Annotated in this window: 23 protein-coding genes and 5 tRNA genes; 6 read left to right on the top strand and 22 right to left on the bottom strand. The window is 41.4% G+C overall.

Annotation, left to right across the window (positions count from 1 at the left end):
* Positions 1-123: 123 nt before the first annotated feature.
* From rplL to Q0993_RS01935, 22 genes are all read right to left on the bottom strand, one after another.
* Positions 124-507, bottom strand: coding sequence for a 50S ribosomal protein L7/L12 (gene rplL / locus Q0993_RS01830; RefSeq protein WP_299529248.1), 384 nt, complete (start codon positions 505-507; stop codon positions 124-126).
* A gap of 49 nt (positions 508-556) precedes the next feature.
* The gene (gene rplJ, locus Q0993_RS01835; RefSeq protein ID WP_299529250.1) at positions 557-1075 is read right to left on the bottom strand and encodes a 50S ribosomal protein L10; all 519 of its coding nucleotides are present in this window, start codon (positions 1073-1075) and stop codon (positions 557-559) included.
* 27 nt (positions 1076-1102) lie between these two features.
* Entirely contained in the window at positions 1103-1792 is a 690-nt protein-coding gene (gene rplA, locus Q0993_RS01840) for a 50S ribosomal protein L1 (RefSeq protein WP_299529252.1), read from the bottom strand.
* Between the two features lie 20 nt (positions 1793-1812).
* Positions 1813-2250: a 50S ribosomal protein L11 gene (gene rplK, locus Q0993_RS01845; RefSeq protein WP_299529254.1), complete on the bottom strand. Its 438-nt coding sequence runs from the start codon at positions 2248-2250 to the stop codon at positions 1813-1815.
* Positions 2251-2319: 69 nt separating this feature from the next.
* Complete coding sequence (gene nusG, locus Q0993_RS01850) at positions 2320-2871, bottom strand: transcription termination/antitermination protein NusG (RefSeq protein WP_120713239.1); 552 nt, start codon at positions 2869-2871, stop codon at positions 2320-2322.
* 10 nt (positions 2872-2881) lie between these two features.
* Positions 2882-3070, bottom strand: a complete 189-nt coding sequence (gene secE / locus Q0993_RS01855) for a preprotein translocase subunit SecE (RefSeq protein ID WP_299529263.1) — start codon at positions 3068-3070, stop codon at positions 2882-2884.
* Positions 3071-3161: 91 nt separating this feature from the next.
* A tRNA-Trp gene (locus tag Q0993_RS01860) sits at positions 3162-3234 on the bottom strand.
* A gap of 120 nt (positions 3235-3354) precedes the next feature.
* On the bottom strand, positions 3355-4542 hold the full coding sequence (gene tuf / locus Q0993_RS01865; protein WP_299529265.1) for an elongation factor Tu: 1188 nt from the start codon (positions 4540-4542) through the stop codon (positions 3355-3357).
* 54 nt (positions 4543-4596) lie between these two features.
* Positions 4597-4668 (bottom strand) — tRNA-Thr (locus Q0993_RS01870).
* Positions 4669-4760: 92 nt separating this feature from the next.
* Positions 4761-4833 (bottom strand) — tRNA-Gly (locus Q0993_RS01875).
* Positions 4834-4913: 80 nt separating this feature from the next.
* Positions 4914-4998 (bottom strand) — tRNA-Tyr (locus Q0993_RS01880).
* A gap of 26 nt (positions 4999-5024) precedes the next feature.
* A tRNA-Thr gene (locus Q0993_RS01885) sits at positions 5025-5098 on the bottom strand.
* A gap of 101 nt (positions 5099-5199) precedes the next feature.
* Positions 5200-5502 (bottom strand): ribosome-associated translation inhibitor RaiA, encoded by a 303-nt coding sequence (gene raiA / locus Q0993_RS01890; protein ID WP_299529267.1) that lies wholly within the window; start codon positions 5500-5502, stop codon positions 5200-5202.
* A gap of 139 nt (positions 5503-5641) precedes the next feature.
* A complete protein-coding gene (locus Q0993_RS01895; RefSeq protein WP_299529269.1) occupies positions 5642-6532 on the bottom strand; it encodes a tyrosine-type recombinase/integrase in 891 nt (296 codons plus the stop codon).
* Between the two features lie 96 nt (positions 6533-6628).
* Complete coding sequence (rpsU, locus tag Q0993_RS01900; RefSeq protein ID WP_299529271.1) at positions 6629-6823, bottom strand: 30S ribosomal protein S21; 195 nt, start codon at positions 6821-6823, stop codon at positions 6629-6631.
* A gap of 69 nt (positions 6824-6892) precedes the next feature.
* Positions 6893-8056, bottom strand: coding sequence for an acyl-CoA dehydrogenase family protein (locus Q0993_RS01905; RefSeq protein ID WP_299529273.1), 1164 nt, complete (start codon positions 8054-8056; stop codon positions 6893-6895).
* 12 nt (positions 8057-8068) lie between these two features.
* On the bottom strand, positions 8069-8953 hold the full coding sequence (locus Q0993_RS01910; protein WP_299529275.1) for a helix-hairpin-helix domain-containing protein: 885 nt from the start codon (positions 8951-8953) through the stop codon (positions 8069-8071).
* Positions 8954-8963: 10 nt separating this feature from the next.
* Entirely contained in the window at positions 8964-10559 is a 1596-nt protein-coding gene (locus Q0993_RS01915) for a sodium:alanine symporter family protein (protein ID WP_299529277.1), read from the bottom strand.
* Between the two features lie 219 nt (positions 10560-10778).
* On the bottom strand, positions 10779-11792 hold the full coding sequence (locus tag Q0993_RS01920; RefSeq protein ID WP_299529278.1) for a TrkA family potassium uptake protein: 1014 nt from the start codon (positions 11790-11792) through the stop codon (positions 10779-10781).
* Positions 11793-11794: 2 nt separating this feature from the next.
* Positions 11795-12022: a PspC domain-containing protein gene (locus Q0993_RS01925; RefSeq protein WP_299529279.1), complete on the bottom strand. Its 228-nt coding sequence runs from the start codon at positions 12020-12022 to the stop codon at positions 11795-11797.
* Positions 12023-12032: 10 nt separating this feature from the next.
* A complete protein-coding gene (locus Q0993_RS01930) occupies positions 12033-13316 on the bottom strand; it encodes a DUF2851 family protein (RefSeq protein WP_299529280.1) in 1284 nt (427 codons plus the stop codon).
* A gap of 146 nt (positions 13317-13462) precedes the next feature.
* Positions 13463-13771: a rhodanese-like domain-containing protein gene (locus Q0993_RS01935; protein WP_299529281.1), complete on the bottom strand. Its 309-nt coding sequence runs from the start codon at positions 13769-13771 to the stop codon at positions 13463-13465.
* A 141-nt stretch (positions 13772-13912) separates the two neighbouring features.
* On the opposite strand from Q0993_RS01935, the gene Q0993_RS01940 reads away from it, so the two are divergent.
* The 6 genes from Q0993_RS01940 (at position 13913) to trpC (ending at position 19066) form a co-directional block, all read left to right on the top strand.
* A complete protein-coding gene (locus Q0993_RS01940; protein ID WP_299529282.1) occupies positions 13913-14359 on the top strand; it encodes a MarR family winged helix-turn-helix transcriptional regulator in 447 nt (148 codons plus the stop codon).
* 32 nt (positions 14360-14391) lie between these two features.
* Positions 14392-14970, top strand: coding sequence for a YceI family protein (locus Q0993_RS01945; RefSeq protein ID WP_299529284.1), 579 nt, complete (start codon positions 14392-14394; stop codon positions 14968-14970).
* 317 nt (positions 14971-15287) lie between these two features.
* Entirely contained in the window at positions 15288-16685 is a 1398-nt protein-coding gene (locus Q0993_RS01950; RefSeq protein WP_299529286.1) for an anthranilate synthase component I family protein, read from the top strand.
* Positions 16686-16687: 2 nt separating this feature from the next.
* Positions 16688-17269: an aminodeoxychorismate/anthranilate synthase component II gene (locus tag Q0993_RS01955; protein WP_299529288.1), complete on the top strand. Its 582-nt coding sequence runs from the start codon at positions 16688-16690 to the stop codon at positions 17267-17269.
* Positions 17266-18261, top strand: a complete 996-nt coding sequence (gene trpD, locus Q0993_RS01960) for an anthranilate phosphoribosyltransferase (protein ID WP_299529290.1) — start codon at positions 17266-17268, stop codon at positions 18259-18261. The genes Q0993_RS01955 and trpD overlap by 4 nt, the downstream gene beginning before the upstream one ends.
* A 22-nt stretch (positions 18262-18283) precedes the next feature.
* Positions 18284-19066, top strand: a complete 783-nt coding sequence (trpC, locus tag Q0993_RS01965; RefSeq protein WP_299529292.1) for an indole-3-glycerol phosphate synthase TrpC — start codon at positions 18284-18286, stop codon at positions 19064-19066.
* Positions 19067-19095: the final 29 nt, after the last annotated feature.

The following is a 19095-nucleotide window of genomic DNA, read 5'->3' on the forward strand; positions in this document are numbered from 1 at the left end:
GTGAATGATAAATAGGTAGTATATGCCCTCATATACGCAAAAATGTATTATGTATAAAAAGGCTTAGGTCTAACCCCGTAAGGACGGGAAAAGACCTAAACCAATGTGCTATAGTCGCTGCTATTATTTAAGCTCAACTTCTGCTCCTGCTTCTTCCAATGATTTTTTGATTCCTTCGGCTTCGTCTTTACTTACACCTTCCTTAACGGCTTTAGGTGCGCTATCAACAATGTCCTTAGCATCTTTTAATCCTAGTCCAGTCAATTCCTTGACCAATTTTACAACGGCAAGCTTAGATCCTCCTGGAGCCTTCAAAATTACGTCGAATTCTGTTTTTTCCTCCGCGGCCTCAGCTTCTCCACCTCCAGCGGCGCCACCTCCGGCTACGGCCACGGCCGCTGCTGCAGGCTCTATACCGTATTCTTCTTTTAATATATCGGCCAATTCGTTTACCTCTTTTACGGTAAGATTAACCAATTGTTCTGCGAAATCCTTTAAATCTGCCATTTTTCTATCGTTTAATAAAATTTTAAAATATACTTAGTTTAGTGTGTGCTTATTCTTTTTCGGAAAGGGTCTTTAGGATACCTGCGAGCTTGCCTCCACCAGACTTAAGACCTGAAATAACATTCTTCGCCGGTGATTGCAACAATCCGATAATATCCCCAATAATCTCTTCCTTGGACTTAATACTCACGAGAGTATCCAACTTATCGTCCCCTATAAAAATTGCCTCCTCAATAAAGGCTCCTTTCAACAAGGGTCTATCCGATTTTTTCCTGAAATTCTTAATCAGTTTTGCCGGACCGTTCCCAGTTTCCGAGAACATCAATGAAGTATTTCCCTTTAGAACTTCGGGAAGTTCACCGAATTCTTTATCGGAGGCCTCCATTGCCTTGGCAAGCAAGGTGTTCTTAACTACGGATAGCTTAACATTGGCCTTAAAACACGCCCTTCTCAAATCCGAGGTCGCAGCGGCATTCAATCCCGATATATCAGCCAAATAAATGGTAGCGTTATCGGATAGCTGAGCAGTTAAATCCTGTATTACGTTTGCTTTTTCTTCTCTTGTCATACTAATAATTTTTAACTCCCAGCGGAATTATACGGTTTTTGGATCCAATGGTACGCTAGGACTCATAGTACTGGACATGTAAATGCTCTTCATATACACCCCTTTGGCCGCGGCTGGCTTGAGCTTTACCAAAGTATCCAATAATTCCCTGGCATTACCTGCTATCTTATCGGCCGAAAAAGATGCCTTTCCAATAGCTGCATGTACAATACCGGTCTTGTCTACCTTAAAATCAATCTTACCCGCCTTTACATCGGAAACGGCCTTGCCTACCTCCATAGTAACCGTACCTGTTTTTGGATTGGGCATTAGGCCTCTTGGCCCCAAAACACGTCCCAAAGGACCTAGTTTTCCCATAACACTGGGCATGGTTATAATTACATCGACATCTGTCCAACCGCCCTTGATCTTATCCAAATATTCGTTCAATCCCACGTAATCGGCACCAGCCTCCTGAGCTTCAGCCTCTTTATCCGGTGTCACCAAAGCCAAGACCTTGACATCCTTACCGGTACCATGAGGTAGGGTAACCACCCCTCTTACCATTTGATTGGCTTTTCTGGGATCTACCCCCAATCGAACCGCTAAATCAACGGATGCGTCAAATTTTGTATTGGTTATTTCCTTTACCAAAGCTGAAGCCTCATCCACGGAATAGAGCTTGTCCCTGTCTATTTTGGCGTGGGCTTCCTTTTGCTTTTTTGTCAATTTTGCCATTTCAGTTGCTTTTTAAAGATTTAAAAAGGTCTTTTCCCTGAAACCTTCATACCCATTGATCTTGCGGTACCCGCTACCATACTCATTGCGGATTCTACCGTGAAGGCATTAAGGTCCACCATTTTATCTTCGGCGATTACCTTGATTTGGTCCCAGGTTACACTACCTAATTTAACTCGGTTAGGTTCGCCAGATCCTTTCTTAATCTTAGCTGCTTCCATCAATTGAACCGCCGCTGGTGGTGTCTTTACAACAAAATCGAAAGATTTGTCCTTGTATACGGTGATAACAACTGGCAATACTTTGCCTGGTTTGTCCTGTGTCCTGGCATTGAACTGTTTACAGAACTCCATGATGTTAACGCCGGCAGCACCTAAGGCGGGTCCAACCGGTGGCGATGGATTCGCAGCACCTCCCCTAACTTGTAGTTTAACTACTTTACCTACTTCTTTTGCCATTGTCTAAAATTAAATTGAAAGCGTGTTAATTGGAAGCAACACAACTTTTAAATATGTAACAATTTTTCTTTATATCTTCTCAACTTGCATATAACTGAGTTCCAATGGGGTTTTTCTTCCGAAAATCTTAACCATAACCTCAAGCTTACGCTTTTCCTCGTTTATCTTCTCTACGGTTCCATTGAACCCATTAAACGGCCCATCGATAACCTTAACCGTTTCCCCATGGACAAAGGGTATGGCCACACTATCCGTATTTACGGCCAGCTCGTCTACTTTTCCTAACATTCGGTTTACCTCGGACTTACGCAAGGGTACGGGATCACCTCCTTTTGTTTCACCCAAAAATCCTATAACATTGGTAATGGAGCGAATTATATGTATCATCTCCCCACCCAAATTGGCCTTGATCATTATATAACCCGGAAAATAAACCCTTTCTTTATTTATCTTTTTCCCATTACGGATTTGGATAACCTTCTCGGTAGGTACTAAAACATCTTCCAAATAGTCCGAAAATCCATGACGCTCCACTTCGCTTTCAATGTAGCCTTTGATCTTGTTTTCCTGACCACTGACCGCTCTTACCACATACCACTTTTTTTCCAATACTTCCGACATGGCGACCCTTTTAATTTAGAATTTTATTGAAGTACAATTGAATCAATTTGCTGAAGACTGTGTCCACTCCCCAAGTGGCCAAGGCAAAAAGAATGGAAAAAACAGCCACCACCACCATTAGGTTCGAGGATTCTGCCCTAGAAGGCAAGGTCACATTATTCCTTAGTTCTTCAATAGATTCCTTGATATATGTCAACATACTTCTTCTTTTATCCTTCACGGGAGAAGAGACCCCCGTCGTTTGAACATGGGACAGGTTTCTCGCCTCGTTAACTATCCATTTTATTTTGCACGGGAGGAGAGACTCGAACTCCCGACACCTGGTTTTGGAGACCAGTGCTCTACCAACTGAGCTACACCCGTTTCTATGGTGCTTTTCTTCCCGATAACTATCGGGAGAGCTACACCCTTTTATAATTGCAGGGAAAGGTGTCCCACTAAACGTGGAACACCCTTTACCTACACTATAAATTATCTAAAAGATTAATCCAATATCTTGGTCACCTGTCCGGCACCAACGGTTCTACCACCTTCACGGATGGCGAAACGAAGACCGACATTTAAAGCGATTGCCTGAATCAAATCAACAGTAATCGTAAGGTTATCCCCTGGCATAACCATCTCAACTCCGTCAGGAAGGTTAATGTTACCCGTAACATCCGTAGTCCTTACATAGAATTGTGGACGATAGTTGTTATGAAATGGAGTATGACGCCCACCTTCTTCTTTCTTTAGGATATAGACCTCAGCTTCAAATTTGGCGTGAGGCTTTACAGAACCTGGCTTACAGATTACCATTCCTCTTTTGATATCGGATTTCTCGATACCTCTCAAAAGGATACCCACATTGTCACCCGCTTCACCCCTATCCAAAATTTTACGGAACATCTCAACACCAGTAATGGTAGAAGTTAATTTCTCGGCACCCATTCCGATAATTTCTACCGGATCTCCTGTGTTTGCCACACCGGTTTCAATACGACCGGTAGCCACAGTACCACGACCGGTAATGGTGAATACATCTTCAACAGGCATTAAGAAATCCTTATCCACATCCCTTTTCGGCAATTCGATCCAAGAGTCTACCGCTTCCATCAATTCCATAACAGTATCGACCCATTTTTGCTCTCCGTTCAAGGCACCCAAAGCCGAACCTGCAATTACAGGACCATTGTCACCATCGTACTCATAGAAAGAAAGCAATTCCCTTACTTCCATTTCGACCAATTCTATAAGTTCGTCATCATCCACCATATCCACTTTGTTCATGAAAACCACGATTCTTGGAATACCTACCTGACGCCCCAAAAGGATGTGCTCACGAGTTTGTGGCATAGGACCATCTGTAGCGGCAACCACCAATATGGCACCATCCATCTGGGCAGCACCTGTTACCATGTTCTTCACGTAATCCGCGTGACCTGGACAGTCCACGTGTGCATAGTGACGATTGGCCGTTTGATATTCTACGTGTGATGTATTAATGGTGATACCCCTTTCTTTCTCTTCAGGAGCGTTGTCGATAGAATCGAAACTTCTAATTTCAGAAAGCCCTGCATTTGCCAATACGGTTGTAATAGCGGCAGTCAATGTAGTTTTACCGTGATCCACGTGTCCAATAGTACCTATATTTAAGTGCGGTTTGGAACGATCAAAAGTTTCCTTTGCCATTTTTAAATGAATTTAATCTTAGTTATATATTAGTGTACAATTATATTTTTATTGAGCCAACGACGAGATTTGAACTCGTGACCTCTTCCTTACCAAGGAAACGCTCTACCCCTGAGCTACGCCGGCTTAATGGGTTTCAGGCCCGCCTGACCGTCGGGCAGGTTCAAAGTTTAAAGTTTCGGCTCTAAAACCACAAACGTCAACTCAGCTTTTCTTTGAGCGGGAGACCGGGTTCGAACCGGCGACATTCAGCTTGGAAGGCTGACGCTCTACCAACTGAGCTACTCCCGCAATATTCTCCTATCCAAAATTTCAAATCGTCGTTCCTATTACGCTAAATAGGGAACACAAAACAAAACTTTATGCCAATTTGGTGGGGAGAGCAGGATTCGAACCTGCGAAGACATAGTCAGCAGATTTACAGTCTGCCCTCGTTGGCCGCTTGAGTATCTCCCCCTATCTAATGTTTTTAAGACCTTTTGAGCCGATGGAGGGACTCGAACCCACGACCTGCTGATTACAAATCAGCTGCTCTAGCCAGCTGAGCTACATCGGCCTTTTACCCCCTTTTTGCGCATAAAAAAGTCCGCTATTTCTAACGGACTGCAAATGTATATATTTATTTGTTTAATCAAAACAAAATTTGGAAAATTTTAATCAGGCGTAAACCCGCAGTTTTTCTTTCTTTTTTATCAGTTTTCTCTCAAGCGAACTACAGGCAGAATCCACTGCTTCCTCAAAGGATTTACATTGTTTTTTTATCCTAAATTTATCCTTCGGGATATGAAGAATTATTTCCGCTATCTTGTTTTCCTTGGCACTTGTATTTTCTACTTTTAAATAAACATCCGAATGTATCACCTTATCGTAAAAAGTATCCAATTTGTTCAATCGATTTTGAATGAAACTTACTAATTCTTGGTTGGCATTAAAATTTACGGATTGTGTGTTTACTTTCATCTGTTCAAATTTTGCTGTTTTATAAATTCATTATTCTATCCGATTTGTTATGGAAAATACCATTCGCCATAGAGCCCTTCGGCCAACATCAAGATTTGTAGTGACTTATTTCATAGACCTCATGTTTTAAATTGTTTAACTATTTCCCGCCTCTTGGATGGGCGGCGGCATGCACTTTCTTAAGTTCGGCAATACTATTATGTGTATATACTTGGGTAGACGCCAAACTTGAGTGACCTAAAAGTTCCTTTACCGAATTTAAATCGGCTCCTTTGTTCAATAAGTGGGTCGCAAAGGTATGTCTCAGGATGTGTGGACTCTTTTTTACCTTAGTCGACGCTTCACTAAAATACCTATTTATAATTCTATAAACAAGGGTTTCATAGATTTTGTCCCCGCTTTTTCGCAAAAAGACATAGTCCGTATCGGTCTTGGTATTCAATGTATTTCTTTCTTGAATATAGGCCATAAACTTTTCCTTTGTCGAATGTAGAAGCGGAATAATGCGCTCTTTGTTCCTTTTTCCCAAAACCCTAAGGGCATTTCCGTCAAAGTCCAAGTCCTTTATTCTTAAATTGATTAGTTCCGCCCTTCTTATGCCCGTAGTGTAGAAAAGTTCAATTATTAATTTATCCCGGATTCCTTCAAAGCCGTCTTCAAAAGGAATCTGCATAAGTACTTTTAACATTTCGTCCTCAGAAAAGGGAACTTCTATTTTTTTGGAGGTTTTTAAGGATTTATGTTTGGCCAAAGGGTTGGTGTCAATATTTCCCGTTTTTTGCATAAATTTAAAATAGGCCTTTAACGAGGCCACTTTTCTATTAATGGAACGGTTTGAAATACCAGAATCTACCAAGCTCACAATCCAACTTCTAATCTCCCTATAGGAGACGTCATCACCACTTTTGAGGCCATACTCGGAAAGGCAAAATGAATTAAACGACTTGAGGTCCCTTTCATAGGCCAGGACCGTATGAGCGGAGTAGTTTTTTTCCAGGGAAAGGTAATCCACAAATGATTGGACGGACATAACGCAAAGTTACGAATTGAATCACCAAAGTATCAACAATAAAAAATCCCATTAAAGAATGGGATTTCGTTATATTGTAAGGTAGGGTTACAAAATCTATATATCCTCCCTATCCCTAAGGCTCTGTATGTACTGTGCCTTTTGGATCTGCTGTCTACGTTCTACAGATGGCTTTGTAAACTGCTGTCGCTTACGCAACTGCCGCATTGTGCCTGTCTTATCAAACTTGCGTTTAAATCGCTTTAGCGCCCTATCTATATTTTCTCCTTCTTTTACTGGTATTATTAACATTGGCTACAACCTCCTTTCTTTAAAGTTTTGGACTGCAAATATAACTGGAATAGTTGAGTTGGTGCAAAACTATTTTAAAATATTTTTGGCGATGACCACTTTTTGTATCTCGGTGGTACCTTCACCAATGGTACAGAGTTTGGCATCCCTGTAAAACTTCTCCACGGGGAAATCTTTGGTATATCCATATCCACCGTGTATCTGAACGGCCTCATTGGCTACTTTTACGCACATTTCGGAGGCATACATTTTGGACATAGCGCTCCACTGGGTCATTTGACGCCCTTCATTTTTCAAAAATGCTGCTTTGTGTACCAGAAGTTCAGAAGCTTCGATTTCGGTAACCATTTCGGCCAACTTGAAGGAGACACCTTGAAATTGACTTATAGGCTTACCAAATTGAATCCTTTCCTTGGAATATTTCAAGGCAGCCTCATAAGCCCCTTTGGCTATTCCCAAGGATAGGGCGCCAATGGAGATCCGGCCACCATCCAAAATCTTCATGGATTGGATAAATCCGGCTCCCACCTCTCCCAATCGGTTATCATCAGAAATAATACAGTTATCAAAAATCAGTTCAGCGGTTTCACTTGCACGCATCCCCAATTTGTTCTCCTTTTTTCCACTTGAAAAACCAGGTGTCCCTTTTTCAATAACAAAAGCGGTCATTCCATGGCTATCTCCTTTTTCGCCTGTTCTGGCCACAACTACGGCAATATCGCCACTTTTACCGTGTGTGATAAAATTTTTGGCCCCGTTCAAAATCCACGAATCATTATCCTTAACGGCGGTAGTTGCCATTCTAGCGGCATCGGAACCCGTGTTGTGTTCCGTTAGGCCCCAGGCTCCTATCCATTCGGCAGTAGCCAATTTGGGCAACCACCTTTGTTTTTGCTCCTCGTTTCCAAAGGAAAGAATATGATTGGTACATAGGGAATTGTGGGCTGCTACCGATAATCCTATGGAAGGGTCCACTTTGGAAATCTCTTCAATAATGGCTATATATTCATGATAGCCCAGTCCAGAGCCACCATATTGTTCCGGTACCAAAACCCCCATAAAGCCCATTTCCCCTGCCTTTTTAAAAACCTCCAAGGGAAACGTCTGGGATTCGTCCCAATCCATGACATAGGGCCGTATATGTTGCTCGGCGAATTCCTTAGCCGAAGCCGCCACCATTTGTTGGGTTTCCGAAAAATCAAAACCTAAGGTAGACATTGTATCCGTAATCATTCAAGCAATTTTTTATAGCGTCAAATATAATTTAATTCTATCAATCTTGTCCGATGGAAAATCTTCTATTTTAGATAATTCATCAAAGGAGGAAATCCCTCCATTTCTATTCCTATATTCCACTATCCGTAAGGCAATTTTCCTTCTAAGATACACCAATTGAACCATCTCCTCTAACGATGCCGTATTGATATTTATTTTCTGGATATCAGGTTTTTCTATGACCCTAAAGCTTTTTAAGGCTGTTTTGGCCACATGCCGTTCCAGTCCATATACGTCATATAATTGTTCATTCACCAAAAATCCACCCAAACGATCTCTGAACTTCACAATACGGCGGGACAGCTTATCCCCAATTCCACGGATAGATTGCAACTCTTTAATGCTCGCTTTATTCAAGTCTTTTATTTCAATGTCTTTCTTGTCATCTTTGGAGTTTTTGATAGCCTCGTTTCCCGCAACCAATTTACCTGAGGTCTTCCCAACCCATTCTGGAAATTTAAAATAGGGAGAAATTTGGGCCATAAGGGAATCCGATATTAACGTGATCTTCTGAAATTCTTCGGGCGAGTTTACATATTGGTTTTGCCTTCGAAAGACATGCAGACGGTCTATTTCATCTGTTGACATTCCCAAAGCATATCCTTTATAATCACTAATAAAATTAGGGTTAAAGGGATATATCTTAAGTGAATCTTTCTGTGGTACTTTTTGCTTTAGACTATCGATTTTTGCCTGTAACGTAGTGTCCTCGGAAAATGTACTCTTGGAGTTGGACCTGGGGAAATACTGGAGCACCACATAACCTGTCTGAAGTATCAATATAATAAGCAGCAAAAAGAAAATCCCACTTCGCTCCCTTTTGTTGAACTTAAAGAGGGATTTAAAATCTTTCAATAGCCTATAATTATTTTCCCAATGCCTTTATCGCATTAAGATAAGTGCTCAATTCCTTCCTTACCCTTGGAGCAAGAATAACCAATCCGATCATGTTGGGAACCATCATTGCAAAAATCATGGCATCCGAAAAACCGATGACCGATCCCAAACTTGCTGCTGCCCCGATAATTACGAAAATACAGAAGATTATCTTATAGGTATATTCGGTCTTTTTACTCCGTCCAAAAAGATAAGCCCATCCTTGAAAACCGTAATAAGACCACGAAATCATGGTACTGAAAGCAAAGAGAACCACGGCAATCGTTAGCACATAGGGGAACCAGGAAATAACCGATTCAAAAGCTCCGGACGTCAACAATATGGCTTGGGAATCGTTCAAAGTTGCATTCGCCGCTGTAACGTTCCCAGTAATTATCAATACCAACGCCGTCATTGTACATACCACTACGGTATCTACAAAAGGTTCCAACAATGCCACCATTCCTTCTGAGGCGGGATACTTTGTTTTTACCGCGGAATGGGCAATGGATGCAGATCCCACGCCTGCCTCGTTGGAAAACGCTGCACGACGGAATCCCTGTACCAGAACGCCTACAGCTCCTCCGACGACACCGGTAGGGCCGAAGGCACCGTTGATAATCTGCATAAAGGCATCCCCTATCATATCATATTTGGCGACCAAAACGAATATGGCGGCACCTACGTAAACGACTACCATAAACGGAACGATCTTGTCAGTAACCTTGGCTATCTTTTTGATACCTCCAATTATGACTATACCCACAAGGATAGCCATCACTATTCCAAATAACCACCCTTTACCGTACCAAAAGGACTCACTACCCCCAGTGATATTCTCTACCAACTGAAATGCCTGATTTACCTGGAACATGTTTCCTCCACCAAACGATCCACCAATTACAAAAACGGCAAATAGACCGGCCAAGACCTTTCCAAGTCCCTCCATTCCCTTGGACTTTAACCCTTTTCGCAAATAATACATTGGTCCTCCATACACCGTACCGTCTGATTCAATGTCTCTATATTTTACTCCTAAAGTACATTCTACAAATTTTGAGGCCATCCCAAGAAATCCCGCAACAATCATCCAAAATGTGGCACCGGCACCTCCAATGGATACTGCAATGGCTACACCTGCAATATTGCCCAAGCCCACGGTTGCGGAAAGTGCGGCGGTGAGTGCTTGAAAATGGGATACTTCGCCACTATGTCCTTCCACCGCCATAGTTTGTAGGACATCATCCCCAGGGGTAGGATCGCCTGCCATGGAAAGGGGTTCATGATGATCTATTTCATCATATTTTCCCCGGACAATATTTATGGAAGTAAGGAAGCCTCTAAAATTGATCAACTTAAAGTAGAAAGTAAAGTAGGTAGCCCCAATGATCAAGGGAAACAGAACCCAATACACCTTAATCTCCTCGCCAAAAGGGATTTGATAAAACACAAAATTCACGAACCATCCCGTTGCACTCCCAAAAGCTTCATCGATTTTTTGATCTAATCCTTTCTCCGCTGTTTCCTGCGCTAACGAAAATAAGGGCATTAAAAAAGCGATCAAGGAAATAGGTCTATATTTCATAATCCAAATTTTTGGCGTGTTAGTTCAATGTAAAGCCGGCAATATCTAAAAAATAATCAAAGTAGTCAAATTATTACTTTTTGGTATTAGCGATCGATAACCAATTTACCGTCTAATGAGGCGAACGTCCATAGGTCATTTGAGTCTCTGGATAAGGCTGTTCTGCAAAATTGAATCCGTAGCCCAACTTAAAAGGGAACACGCTGTATATTCATAGTGCTAGGACGCTTCAATATGAAACATCTCGTTCAATTTCTGAATCTGTTCCGGCCTTCCCAACACAATCACTTTACTTTTGGGTTGCAATTGCATATCTGCCTCCGGATTGATGATATATTCACCATCCGGGTCTATATACCCAATAATGGTACAACCCGTTTTTCTTCTTAGGTCCAGATCACGCAGGGAATTGCATTCCACCTGATCCGCAAAATCCTCTATGGCCACTTCCTCAAGATTAGTAGTGTGTCGACCTTCCATGGAAAGCTTATCCATAAACGTAATAAGGTCCGGCATTACTACTAACGAGGCCATATGATCACCACCAATCTTGTCTGGCATAATGACCTTGTCCGCTCCGGCTAAGGTCAACTTTTTTTGTGAGGCCACCTGTGAAGCCCTGCTGATTATAAACAAATCCCTGTTCAATTGACGTGCCGTAAGCACTACGAACAAATTGGCCGCATCATCCGGTAAGGCCGCAATCAAATATTGTGCACGTTCTATTCCCGCCTGCTTCAATACTTCATCCTCGTTGGCATCCCCTTCAACAAAAAGGACGTCATCCTCATGTTTTTCGATAATATCCTTATTCCTTTCAATGACCACAAAGGGGCGATTATAGGCTTTTAAACGTTCTGCCGCCTGCATCCCGTTGCGGCCAAAACCGCAAACAAGGACATGGTCCTTAAGACTCTTAATCGTATTCCTCACTTTTTTCTTTTTTAGAATTTGCAACGAGTTTCTGCTCAGTATATATTCGGTAATGACGGATAGCCCGAAGGCAAAGATGAAAACACTTGATACAATTAAAACTACTGTAAAAATCTTTCCTTCGATATCCATGGGTCGCACCTCCGAAAAACCAACAGTAGTTATGGTTATGATGGTCATGTAAAAGGCATCAATCCAAGAATAGTCTGAAACGTACCGGTAGCCCAAGATACCAAAGAGCAGCACAGAGACCATTAAAAATAGTGACAGGTAAATCTTGGAACGAAAAAGCTTTATCATAGTCAAAGGTCAAAAACCGAAGTTCTTTTAGTATGTACCAGATCCTTTATCCGAAGCCAGAAGGCCAAAAAGAGATAGAGAGCAAATCCAAACCCCAAGGTGACAAAGGTGAGGTAGATGAAAGAGGTCCGGACAACCCTGGCACGAATGCCCAACCTCTCGGCAATACGTCTACAAACCTCAAAGCCGCGCTTTTGAAAATAGTAAAGTATTTGGTAGAACATATTCATAGCCCTAAAATTAATTATTTCTATTTAATATAGTAGTACCTACAGCACATTCCAGACACCTATTTTTGATACAATATTCATTGTATAACTGTAACAGGGCCTGACTTTCAAAGGCGTTAGTAGCCTTTATCCTATGGTCATCAAAGTTTTTGACAATGTTGTTTTCCTCCCTTTTTAATTGAGATGCCAGCATTGCAATTTCCTCGTTTATTTCCTTTCCCGTGTACTGTGCGTGACAGAATTTTAACGGAATTATAGTATTCACAATAAGTAGGTCAATGAATGCCTTGGTCAATTTTTTTGTACTTCGCCTTGATTCTTTTCCAAATGTAAAATGGGTATCCCAATAAGAACTCGCGGAAACGGTGAAAATCGAATACAATTCGGTTGTACTGGCTGCTTCAATGACCTCGCTAAAAAGATTGGGGTGGACGCTATACAAATTCGCAAGTTGGGATAGGCGTATCGTAGGAAAGTTGGCAGGACGAAGTTTAAAGAATTCGGGTTGCCGAATACCTCTATCATCTAATTGGTACTTTGCTTTTATATAGCCGTATTCCTTGCTCATATTAATATAGTAGATGTCCTTAATCGAATGATTTGTCAATAAGCCCATCAAACCAAAAAATACACTTTCTAACTTAAACGAGTCATTTTGAATTTTCCTGATAATGGAAAAATCCAACGCCCCGCCCAAACTTGAAAATGATTCACCATTGATCTTGGATCCAAAGTTTTTGAGTAGTGCGTTAAAAAGTACTTGCTCCCAATTGTTTTTGGACTCCTTCAACAAGTTTTGCAATCGCATCGATTTACCTTCCAATCGCTCAAAATACAGCCGATCCAACCAATTCCGAAAAACAAAAAGATCTATTTCGCCAATACTCTTTTCGCAATTGATAAAGCGTTTGTGCCTTTTGTCAAAAAGGTTTTGGTAGTTGCTTAGAAGATAGTCAGGAATGTGACGCTTGAGTTCTAGTGTGGGGATTTCGCTGGCATCACCCCGAAAAACTGCGACATCATCTTCCCAAACCACATGAAGAATTACCGCATTGTAGTTGGCATCCTTTTCATGACCATGGGCATACCAATCCGAGGCTTTTACATGTATTTCCACATTTCCTGCCCAAAGCTGCCCTTCTAAGCGAATTTTTGCATTAAAAAAATCTGGCCCGGCAAAATGGTTGTGTATCCCTACCTCAAAAATTTCTATTTTCTGGCCATTTGAAGTGACAAGACCTTTAAGGGGGAGTTTTCGGTATTTCCAAATAAAATGGAGCAAATCTTCACGCATGGATCTTCATTATTTATGTTTGGATCCTTGGTATGAAATGCATATTTAAAAAAAATGAGGCCGGTACTATTTTATACCCTTATCCTATCTGCAAGTTCAAAGATTGCGTATTACGGATAAAACCGGTAGCCATCGAAGAAAATGGTTCACTCTATCAAATCGCCTTCCCATTCCAAAATTCCACCTTCTAGATTGTAGGCATTCTTAATCCCGATACTATTCATAATAGCACAGGCTTGTCTACTACGATTACCGCTTCTACAATATACATAATAGTTCTTTTCCTTGTCCAATTTTTCCAGTTCGTCCACAAACTCCTGCCCCAAATAAATATCAATGTTCACCGCATTGGGTATATAACCCTCGTCTACCTCCTCCGGAGTACGTACGTCCAAAATAAAGGCATTATCATCGTTCTCAAGTTGTTCTTCCCATTCTTCTTGCGATAGGTCCATAGTTCAATCAAATTTTAGATTTTTCAAAAGTAGGTTTTTATCTCAAAAAACGTATGGCGCTTTTTAACAAAAATTTAGCTTGGTCCCATCCTTATGGTTGAAAAAAACATTTACATTTGTATATACAATTATTGTAATGGCATGAATGTAGAGGAAGTTATAAAGACGGATCGATCGATCCCACTAAAAAGTAGGACGATCATCCACTTTATGCTGGTTAACAATAAAATTAATGAGGAAATATCCATGGCCTTAAAACCCTGTGATGTTTCAGTACAACAATTCAATGTATTACGTATCTTAAGGGGGCAAAAGGGGAAGCCAGCCAACCTTTCCACCTTAAACGAACGTATGGTCACAAAAATGAGCAATACAACAAGATTGGTGGATAAATTGTTGGCCAAAGGATATGCCGATCGAAAAACATGCCCTTCAAATCGGCGTAAAGTGGAGATTACGATCACTAAACTTGGAGAAGTAGAATTGAAAAAAATGGATTTGGCCATGAATCAAGCCGAAAGAAGGATCCTGCAAAATTTCGACCAAAAGGAATTGGAACAATTAAATATATTATTCAATAAATTTTAACTGAAAGTAGAAACACTATTAAAACCACAATCATGAAAAAGAACGTATTGAGTTTAGCCTTAGCTATAGTTTTTGGAGCATTCGCAACCGCGAGCACTCCGATAGAAGGAGAAAAAAAGGAAGTAAAAACCAAGGAAAGCAAAGTAACCTGGAAAGCGTATAAAGTAACCGGGTCACACACGGGAACCGTGGATTTGAAAGAAGGGGCCCTGATGTTCGATGGCGACAAATTAACAGGGGGTGAATTTGTAGTGAACATGGCTTCTTTGATCTCCACAGATCTGGAAGGGGAATACAAGGGAAAATTGGAAGGCCATTTGAAGTCGGACGATTTCTTTGGTGTTGCCACCCACCCCACTTCCAAACTCGTCTTTACCAAAGTAAAGGCTTCCGGTAAAAACTCCTATGAAGTTACCGGTGATCTTACCATTAAGAACATCACCAAACCCGTGACCTTTGATGTCTCCATTTATGGAAGCAAAGCTACCGCTACCTTAAAAGTAGATCGTGCAGAATATGATGTACGTTATGGTTCTGGCAGTTTTTTTGATAACTTAGGGGACAAAACTATTTATGACGAATTTGACCTTGTCGTAGACTTGGAGTTTTAATAAACTTGACCTCACATTGAAAACCCGCCTAGGCGGGTTTTTTTATTACCCGATTTGATTTGCAGTTTTAAAAATGATTTTTATATTTGACGCTCAATGAAAAATTTGACAGTAAATACTTGGTGGTGGAACAACTTGCGACAAGGAGCGTGAGCTGAGCATCATTGTAGTAAAAACTATATAAGGCTTGTCATCACGACAGGCCTTTTTTAATTGAGAAACTTTTGTTCTTGTTTCACCAAAGTACGTGCTGGACGGAAAAGTAGAAATTTTAAGGTTTTTCCGCCTTTATAGAAAAGACAATACAATTCTAAATTATGAAGTATACCCTTAAGACCTACAATAAAAAAATTCTGGCGGACACCATCACGCCGGTCAGCGTGTACCTAAAGATCAGGGATCGGTTTCCGAATAGCATTCTTTTGGAAAGTAGCGATTACCATGCCAATGACAATAGTTTTTCCTATATCTGTTGTAATCCCATAGCTTCTATTGAGATAGTAGACGAAATGGTAACGGAACAATTTCCGGACGGAACACAAAAGGAAATGCCAATTGGGGCGGACACGGACGTAGTAAGTATAATTGACGCCTTTGGCAAAAAATTCGAAGCGGAAAACAACGACTTTAAATTTATCAACAATGGGCTCTTTGGCTACATGGCGTATGACGCCGTACGCTACTATGAGGACATTGAAATATCAAAAAAGGAGAACTCCATAGCCATTCCCGATATCTACTATGCCGTTTATCAAAACATAATCGCCATTAACCACTTTAAAAACGAAGCCTACATTTTTGCCCATTGCTATGATACCAAAGACAATACGGCCGAGCTTGAACAGATTCTCAACGTTAAAAACTTTGCGTCCTACAACTTTTCCCGGAATGGCGAAGTAGTATCCAACCTCAAGGACGAAGAGTATAAGCAACACGTCGCTTTGGCCAAAAAACATTGCCAAAGGGGCGATGTCTTTCAATTGGTGCTCTCCCGAAGGTTTTCACAGAGATTTAGGGGAGATGAATTTAATGTGTATCGTGCCCTAAGGTCCGTAAACCCTTCTCCTTACTTGTTTTATTTTGATTATGGCGATTTTAAGATTTTCGGCAGTTCGCCAGAAGCCCAATTGGTGGTAAAAGATGGCAAAGCTGAAATCCATCCCATAGCTGGCACCTTTAAGCGCACGGGAAATGATGAACAGGATGCCGATTTGGCCAAAAAACTCGTAGCGGACGATAAAGAGAATAGTGAGCATGTAATGCTAGTAGATTTGGCGCGAAATGATCTAAGTCGTAACGGTAATACGGTAAGCGTAGAGAATTATCGGGAAGTACAGTACTTCTCCCATGTCATCCATTTGGTCTCCAAAGTAACCGGGCTGAAGAAAAAGGACATCCCTACCATGAAAGTGGTAGCAGACACTTTTCCGGCCGGAACACTAAGTGGAGCACCCAAGCATATGGCCATGCAACTTATCGAAAAATATGAAAAAACAAGTAGGGGTTACTACGGTGGGGCCATTGGTTTTATGGACTTCAGCGGAAATTTTAATCATGCCATTATGATACGTACCTTCTTGAGTAAAAATCACCAGCTACATTTTCAAGCGGGAGCCGGACTGGTGGCCGCATCCGATCCGCACAATGAACTTCAGGAAACCTATAATAAACTTGGCGCCTTAAATAAGGCTTTGGAAATCGCGGAAACTATCTAATTATGGAAAAAGTACTGGTAATTGATAACTATGATAGTTTTACCTACAACCTGGTGCATTATTTGGAGGACTTGGATTGCCAAGTAGTTGTAAAACGAAACGACCAACTGACTTTGGATGAGGTGGATGCCTTTGAAAAAATTGTCCTTTCCCCTGGTCCGGGCATCCCGGATGAAGCCGGACTTTTAAAGGAAATTATTGCGGCCTATGCGCTTACTAAAAAGATTTTTGGAGTCTGTTTGGGACAACAGGCCATTGGAGAAGTTTTCGGCGGTTCCTTGGTAAACCTGGAAAAAGTATATCATGGCGTGGCCACTACAATAAAAATTGTCAAGGAGGACAATTTGTTCAAGGATATTCCGGAAGAAATCGAAGTAGGTAGATATCACTCTTGGGTAGTACATCCGGATCTATCAAAAGACTTGGAAGCAACTTCCTTTGATGAGAATGGACAGGTCATGTCCCTTCGCCACAAGAAATTTGATGTCTCCGCAGTACAGTTTCATCCGGAATCCGTCTTGACTCCATATGGAAAGCAAATATTGGGAAATTGGCTAAACAGCAACCATAAAATTACAAAATGAAAGAAATACTAAATAGATTGATAAACCATGACATCCTTTCAAAAAAAGATGCCAAACAGGTACTGGTCAACATAGCCAAGGGCGATTACAATACCAGTCAAATAGCGGCGTTTTTAACCGTATACATGATGCGGAGCATTACCATAGAGGAACTGGAGGGTTTTCGCGATGCCCTTCTGGAGCTTTGTTTGGCTGTGGATCTGTCCGATTACAACCCTATAGACCTGTGCGGTACAGGGGGCGATGGTAAAGACACGTTTAATATCTCCACCCTAGCTTCATTCGTTACCGCAGGTGCTGGAATAAAGGTTACCAAGCATGGCAACTATGGGGTGTCCTCTAAATGCGGCAGCAGCAATGTTTTGGAGTTTTTGGGCATCAAATTCAGCAATGAAAGGGATTTCTTGGAAAAGTCCATTTCCGATGCCGGTATCTGTGTATTGCATGCCCCATTGTTTCACCCAGCGATGAAAAACGTCGCACCTATTCGTAGGGAACTTGCGGTAAAGACCTTTTTTAATATGTTGGGGCCAATGGTGAATCCTGCCTTCCCCAAAAACCAAATGGTGGGTGTCTTTAATCTAGAGCTGGCCCGAATGTATGGATACCTCTATCAGAATACAGATAAAAGATTTACAGTACTACATGCTTTGGATGGCTATGACGAGATTTCGCTCACGGGTAGTACAAAAACCATTTCCAACGGCTCCGAGAGTATGTTGAAACCGGAGGATTTTGGGGTAAGTCCTATTAAATCATCGGAAATTGTTGGGGGGGATAGTATAGAAGAGTCAGCACAAATATTCATGGATATTTTGAACGGGCGGGGGACCGAAGCCCAGAACCATGTGGTGTGTGCCAATGCAGGTATTGCCATTGCCACAGTAGAAAACAGTAGTCCAAAAGAAGGTTTTGAAAAAGCCAAGGAATCACTCTTAGGCGGTAAAGGATTAAATGCCTTAAAAAGGCTACAGGGACTAAGTAAAAAATGAAAATTCAGGAGTACATACAAAAATGAATATCCTTGACAAGATAGTGGCCGACAAAAGAAAAGAGGTCGGCTTAAAAAAGAGTATGGTCCCTGTTCGGCAATTGGAGGGCACGGAGCTCTTTGGCAGGAAAACCGTTTCTTTAGCTTCGGTACTGCGCAAAAGCAAGACCGGGATCATTGCCGAACATAAACGAAGATCGCCTTCCAAATCGATTATCAATCAAAAATTCAGCGTTCAGGAAGTGGCGCTGGGATATGAAAAGGCCAAAGTCTGTGGCATGTCCATCTTGACCGATGCAAAATATTTTGGAGGCTCCTTGGACGATTTCCTGTTGGCAAGAGCGACTGTTAAGTTGCCCCTATTACGAAAGGAATTCATTATTGACGAATATCAAATTCTTGAGGCCAAGGCCCACGGTGCCGATGCTATTCTATTGATTGCCGCAATTTTAACGCGTGAAGAAATCCGAGTTTTTTCAAAATTTGCCAAAAGTCTTGGACTAAATGTGCTTTTGGAGGTACACAATGAAGCTGAACTACAAAAATCCCTTATGCCCAGTTTGGACCTATTGGGTGTAAACAACCGAAACTTAAAAACCTTTGCAGTAAATTTGGAAACCAGTAAATCGCTCTCGGAAAAGATTCCAGATGATTTTGTAAAAGTGTCCGAAAGTGGTATCAGCCAGGTAGAGGCCATTCAGGAACTTAAAAAATACGGTTATCAGGGCTTTTTGATAGGGGAGAGTTTTATGAAGACCGATAATCCAGGCAGGAGTGCTACTGAATTCATCGATAACCTAATTTGAAACCTACCTCATGAAGCTCAAAGTATGTG

The sequence above is a fragment of the Ulvibacterium sp. genome, from assembly GCF_028285715.1.
Taxonomy (GTDB): Bacteria; Bacteroidota; Bacteroidia; order Flavobacteriales; family Flavobacteriaceae; genus Ulvibacterium.

What these genes read in the sequence shown, in the direction of transcription:
- rplL (WP_299529248.1), bottom strand. Translation starts at nt 507, where the DNA reads ATGGCAGATTTAAAGGATTTCGCAGAACAATTGGTTAATCTTACCGTA.
- rplJ (WP_299529250.1), bottom strand. Translation starts at nt 1,075, where the DNA reads ATGACAAGAGAAGAAAAAGCAAACGTAATACAGGATTTAACTGCTCAG.
- rplA (WP_299529252.1), bottom strand. Translation starts at nt 1,792, where the DNA reads ATGGCAAAATTGACAAAAAAGCAAAAGGAAGCCCACGCCAAAATAGAC.
- rplK (WP_299529254.1), bottom strand. Translation starts at nt 2,250, where the DNA reads ATGGCAAAAGAAGTAGGTAAAGTAGTTAAACTACAAGTTAGGGGAGGT.
- nusG (WP_120713239.1), bottom strand. Translation starts at nt 2,871, where the DNA reads ATGTCGGAAGTATTGGAAAAAAAGTGGTATGTGGTAAGAGCGGTCAGT.
- secE (WP_299529263.1), bottom strand. Translation starts at nt 3,070, where the DNA reads ATGTTGACATATATCAAGGAATCTATTGAAGAACTAAGGAATAATGTG.
- tuf (WP_299529265.1), bottom strand. Translation starts at nt 4,542, where the DNA reads ATGGCAAAGGAAACTTTTGATCGTTCCAAACCGCACTTAAATATAGGT.
- raiA (WP_299529267.1), bottom strand. Translation starts at nt 5,502, where the DNA reads ATGAAAGTAAACACACAATCCGTAAATTTTAATGCCAACCAAGAATTA.
- Q0993_RS01895 (WP_299529269.1), bottom strand. Translation starts at nt 6,532, where the DNA reads ATGTCCGTCCAATCATTTGTGGATTACCTTTCCCTGGAAAAAAACTAC.
- rpsU (WP_299529271.1), bottom strand. Translation starts at nt 6,823, where the DNA reads ATGTTAATAATACCAGTAAAAGAAGGAGAAAATATAGATAGGGCGCTA.
- Q0993_RS01905 (WP_299529273.1), bottom strand. Translation starts at nt 8,056, where the DNA reads ATGATTACGGATACAATGTCTACCTTAGGTTTTGATTTTTCGGAAACC.
- Q0993_RS01915 (WP_299529277.1), bottom strand. Translation starts at nt 10,559, where the DNA reads ATGAAATATAGACCTATTTCCTTGATCGCTTTTTTAATGCCCTTATTT.
- Q0993_RS01920 (WP_299529278.1), bottom strand. Translation starts at nt 11,792, where the DNA reads ATGATAAAGCTTTTTCGTTCCAAGATTTACCTGTCACTATTTTTAATG.
- Q0993_RS01925 (WP_299529279.1), bottom strand. Translation starts at nt 12,022, where the DNA reads ATGAATATGTTCTACCAAATACTTTACTATTTTCAAAAGCGCGGCTTT.
- Q0993_RS01930 (WP_299529280.1), bottom strand. Translation starts at nt 13,316, where the DNA reads ATGCGTGAAGATTTGCTCCATTTTATTTGGAAATACCGAAAACTCCCC.
- Q0993_RS01935 (WP_299529281.1), bottom strand. Translation starts at nt 13,771, where the DNA reads ATGGACCTATCGCAAGAAGAATGGGAAGAACAACTTGAGAACGATGAT.
- Q0993_RS01940 (WP_299529282.1), top strand. Translation starts at nt 13,913, where the DNA reads ATGAATGTAGAGGAAGTTATAAAGACGGATCGATCGATCCCACTAAAA.
- Q0993_RS01945 (WP_299529284.1), top strand. Translation starts at nt 14,392, where the DNA reads ATGAAAAAGAACGTATTGAGTTTAGCCTTAGCTATAGTTTTTGGAGCA.
- Q0993_RS01950 (WP_299529286.1), top strand. Translation starts at nt 15,288, where the DNA reads ATGAAGTATACCCTTAAGACCTACAATAAAAAAATTCTGGCGGACACC.
- Q0993_RS01955 (WP_299529288.1), top strand. Translation starts at nt 16,688, where the DNA reads ATGGAAAAAGTACTGGTAATTGATAACTATGATAGTTTTACCTACAAC.
- trpD (WP_299529290.1), top strand. Translation starts at nt 17,266, where the DNA reads ATGAAAGAAATACTAAATAGATTGATAAACCATGACATCCTTTCAAAA.
- trpC (WP_299529292.1), top strand. Translation starts at nt 18,284, where the DNA reads ATGAATATCCTTGACAAGATAGTGGCCGACAAAAGAAAAGAGGTCGGC.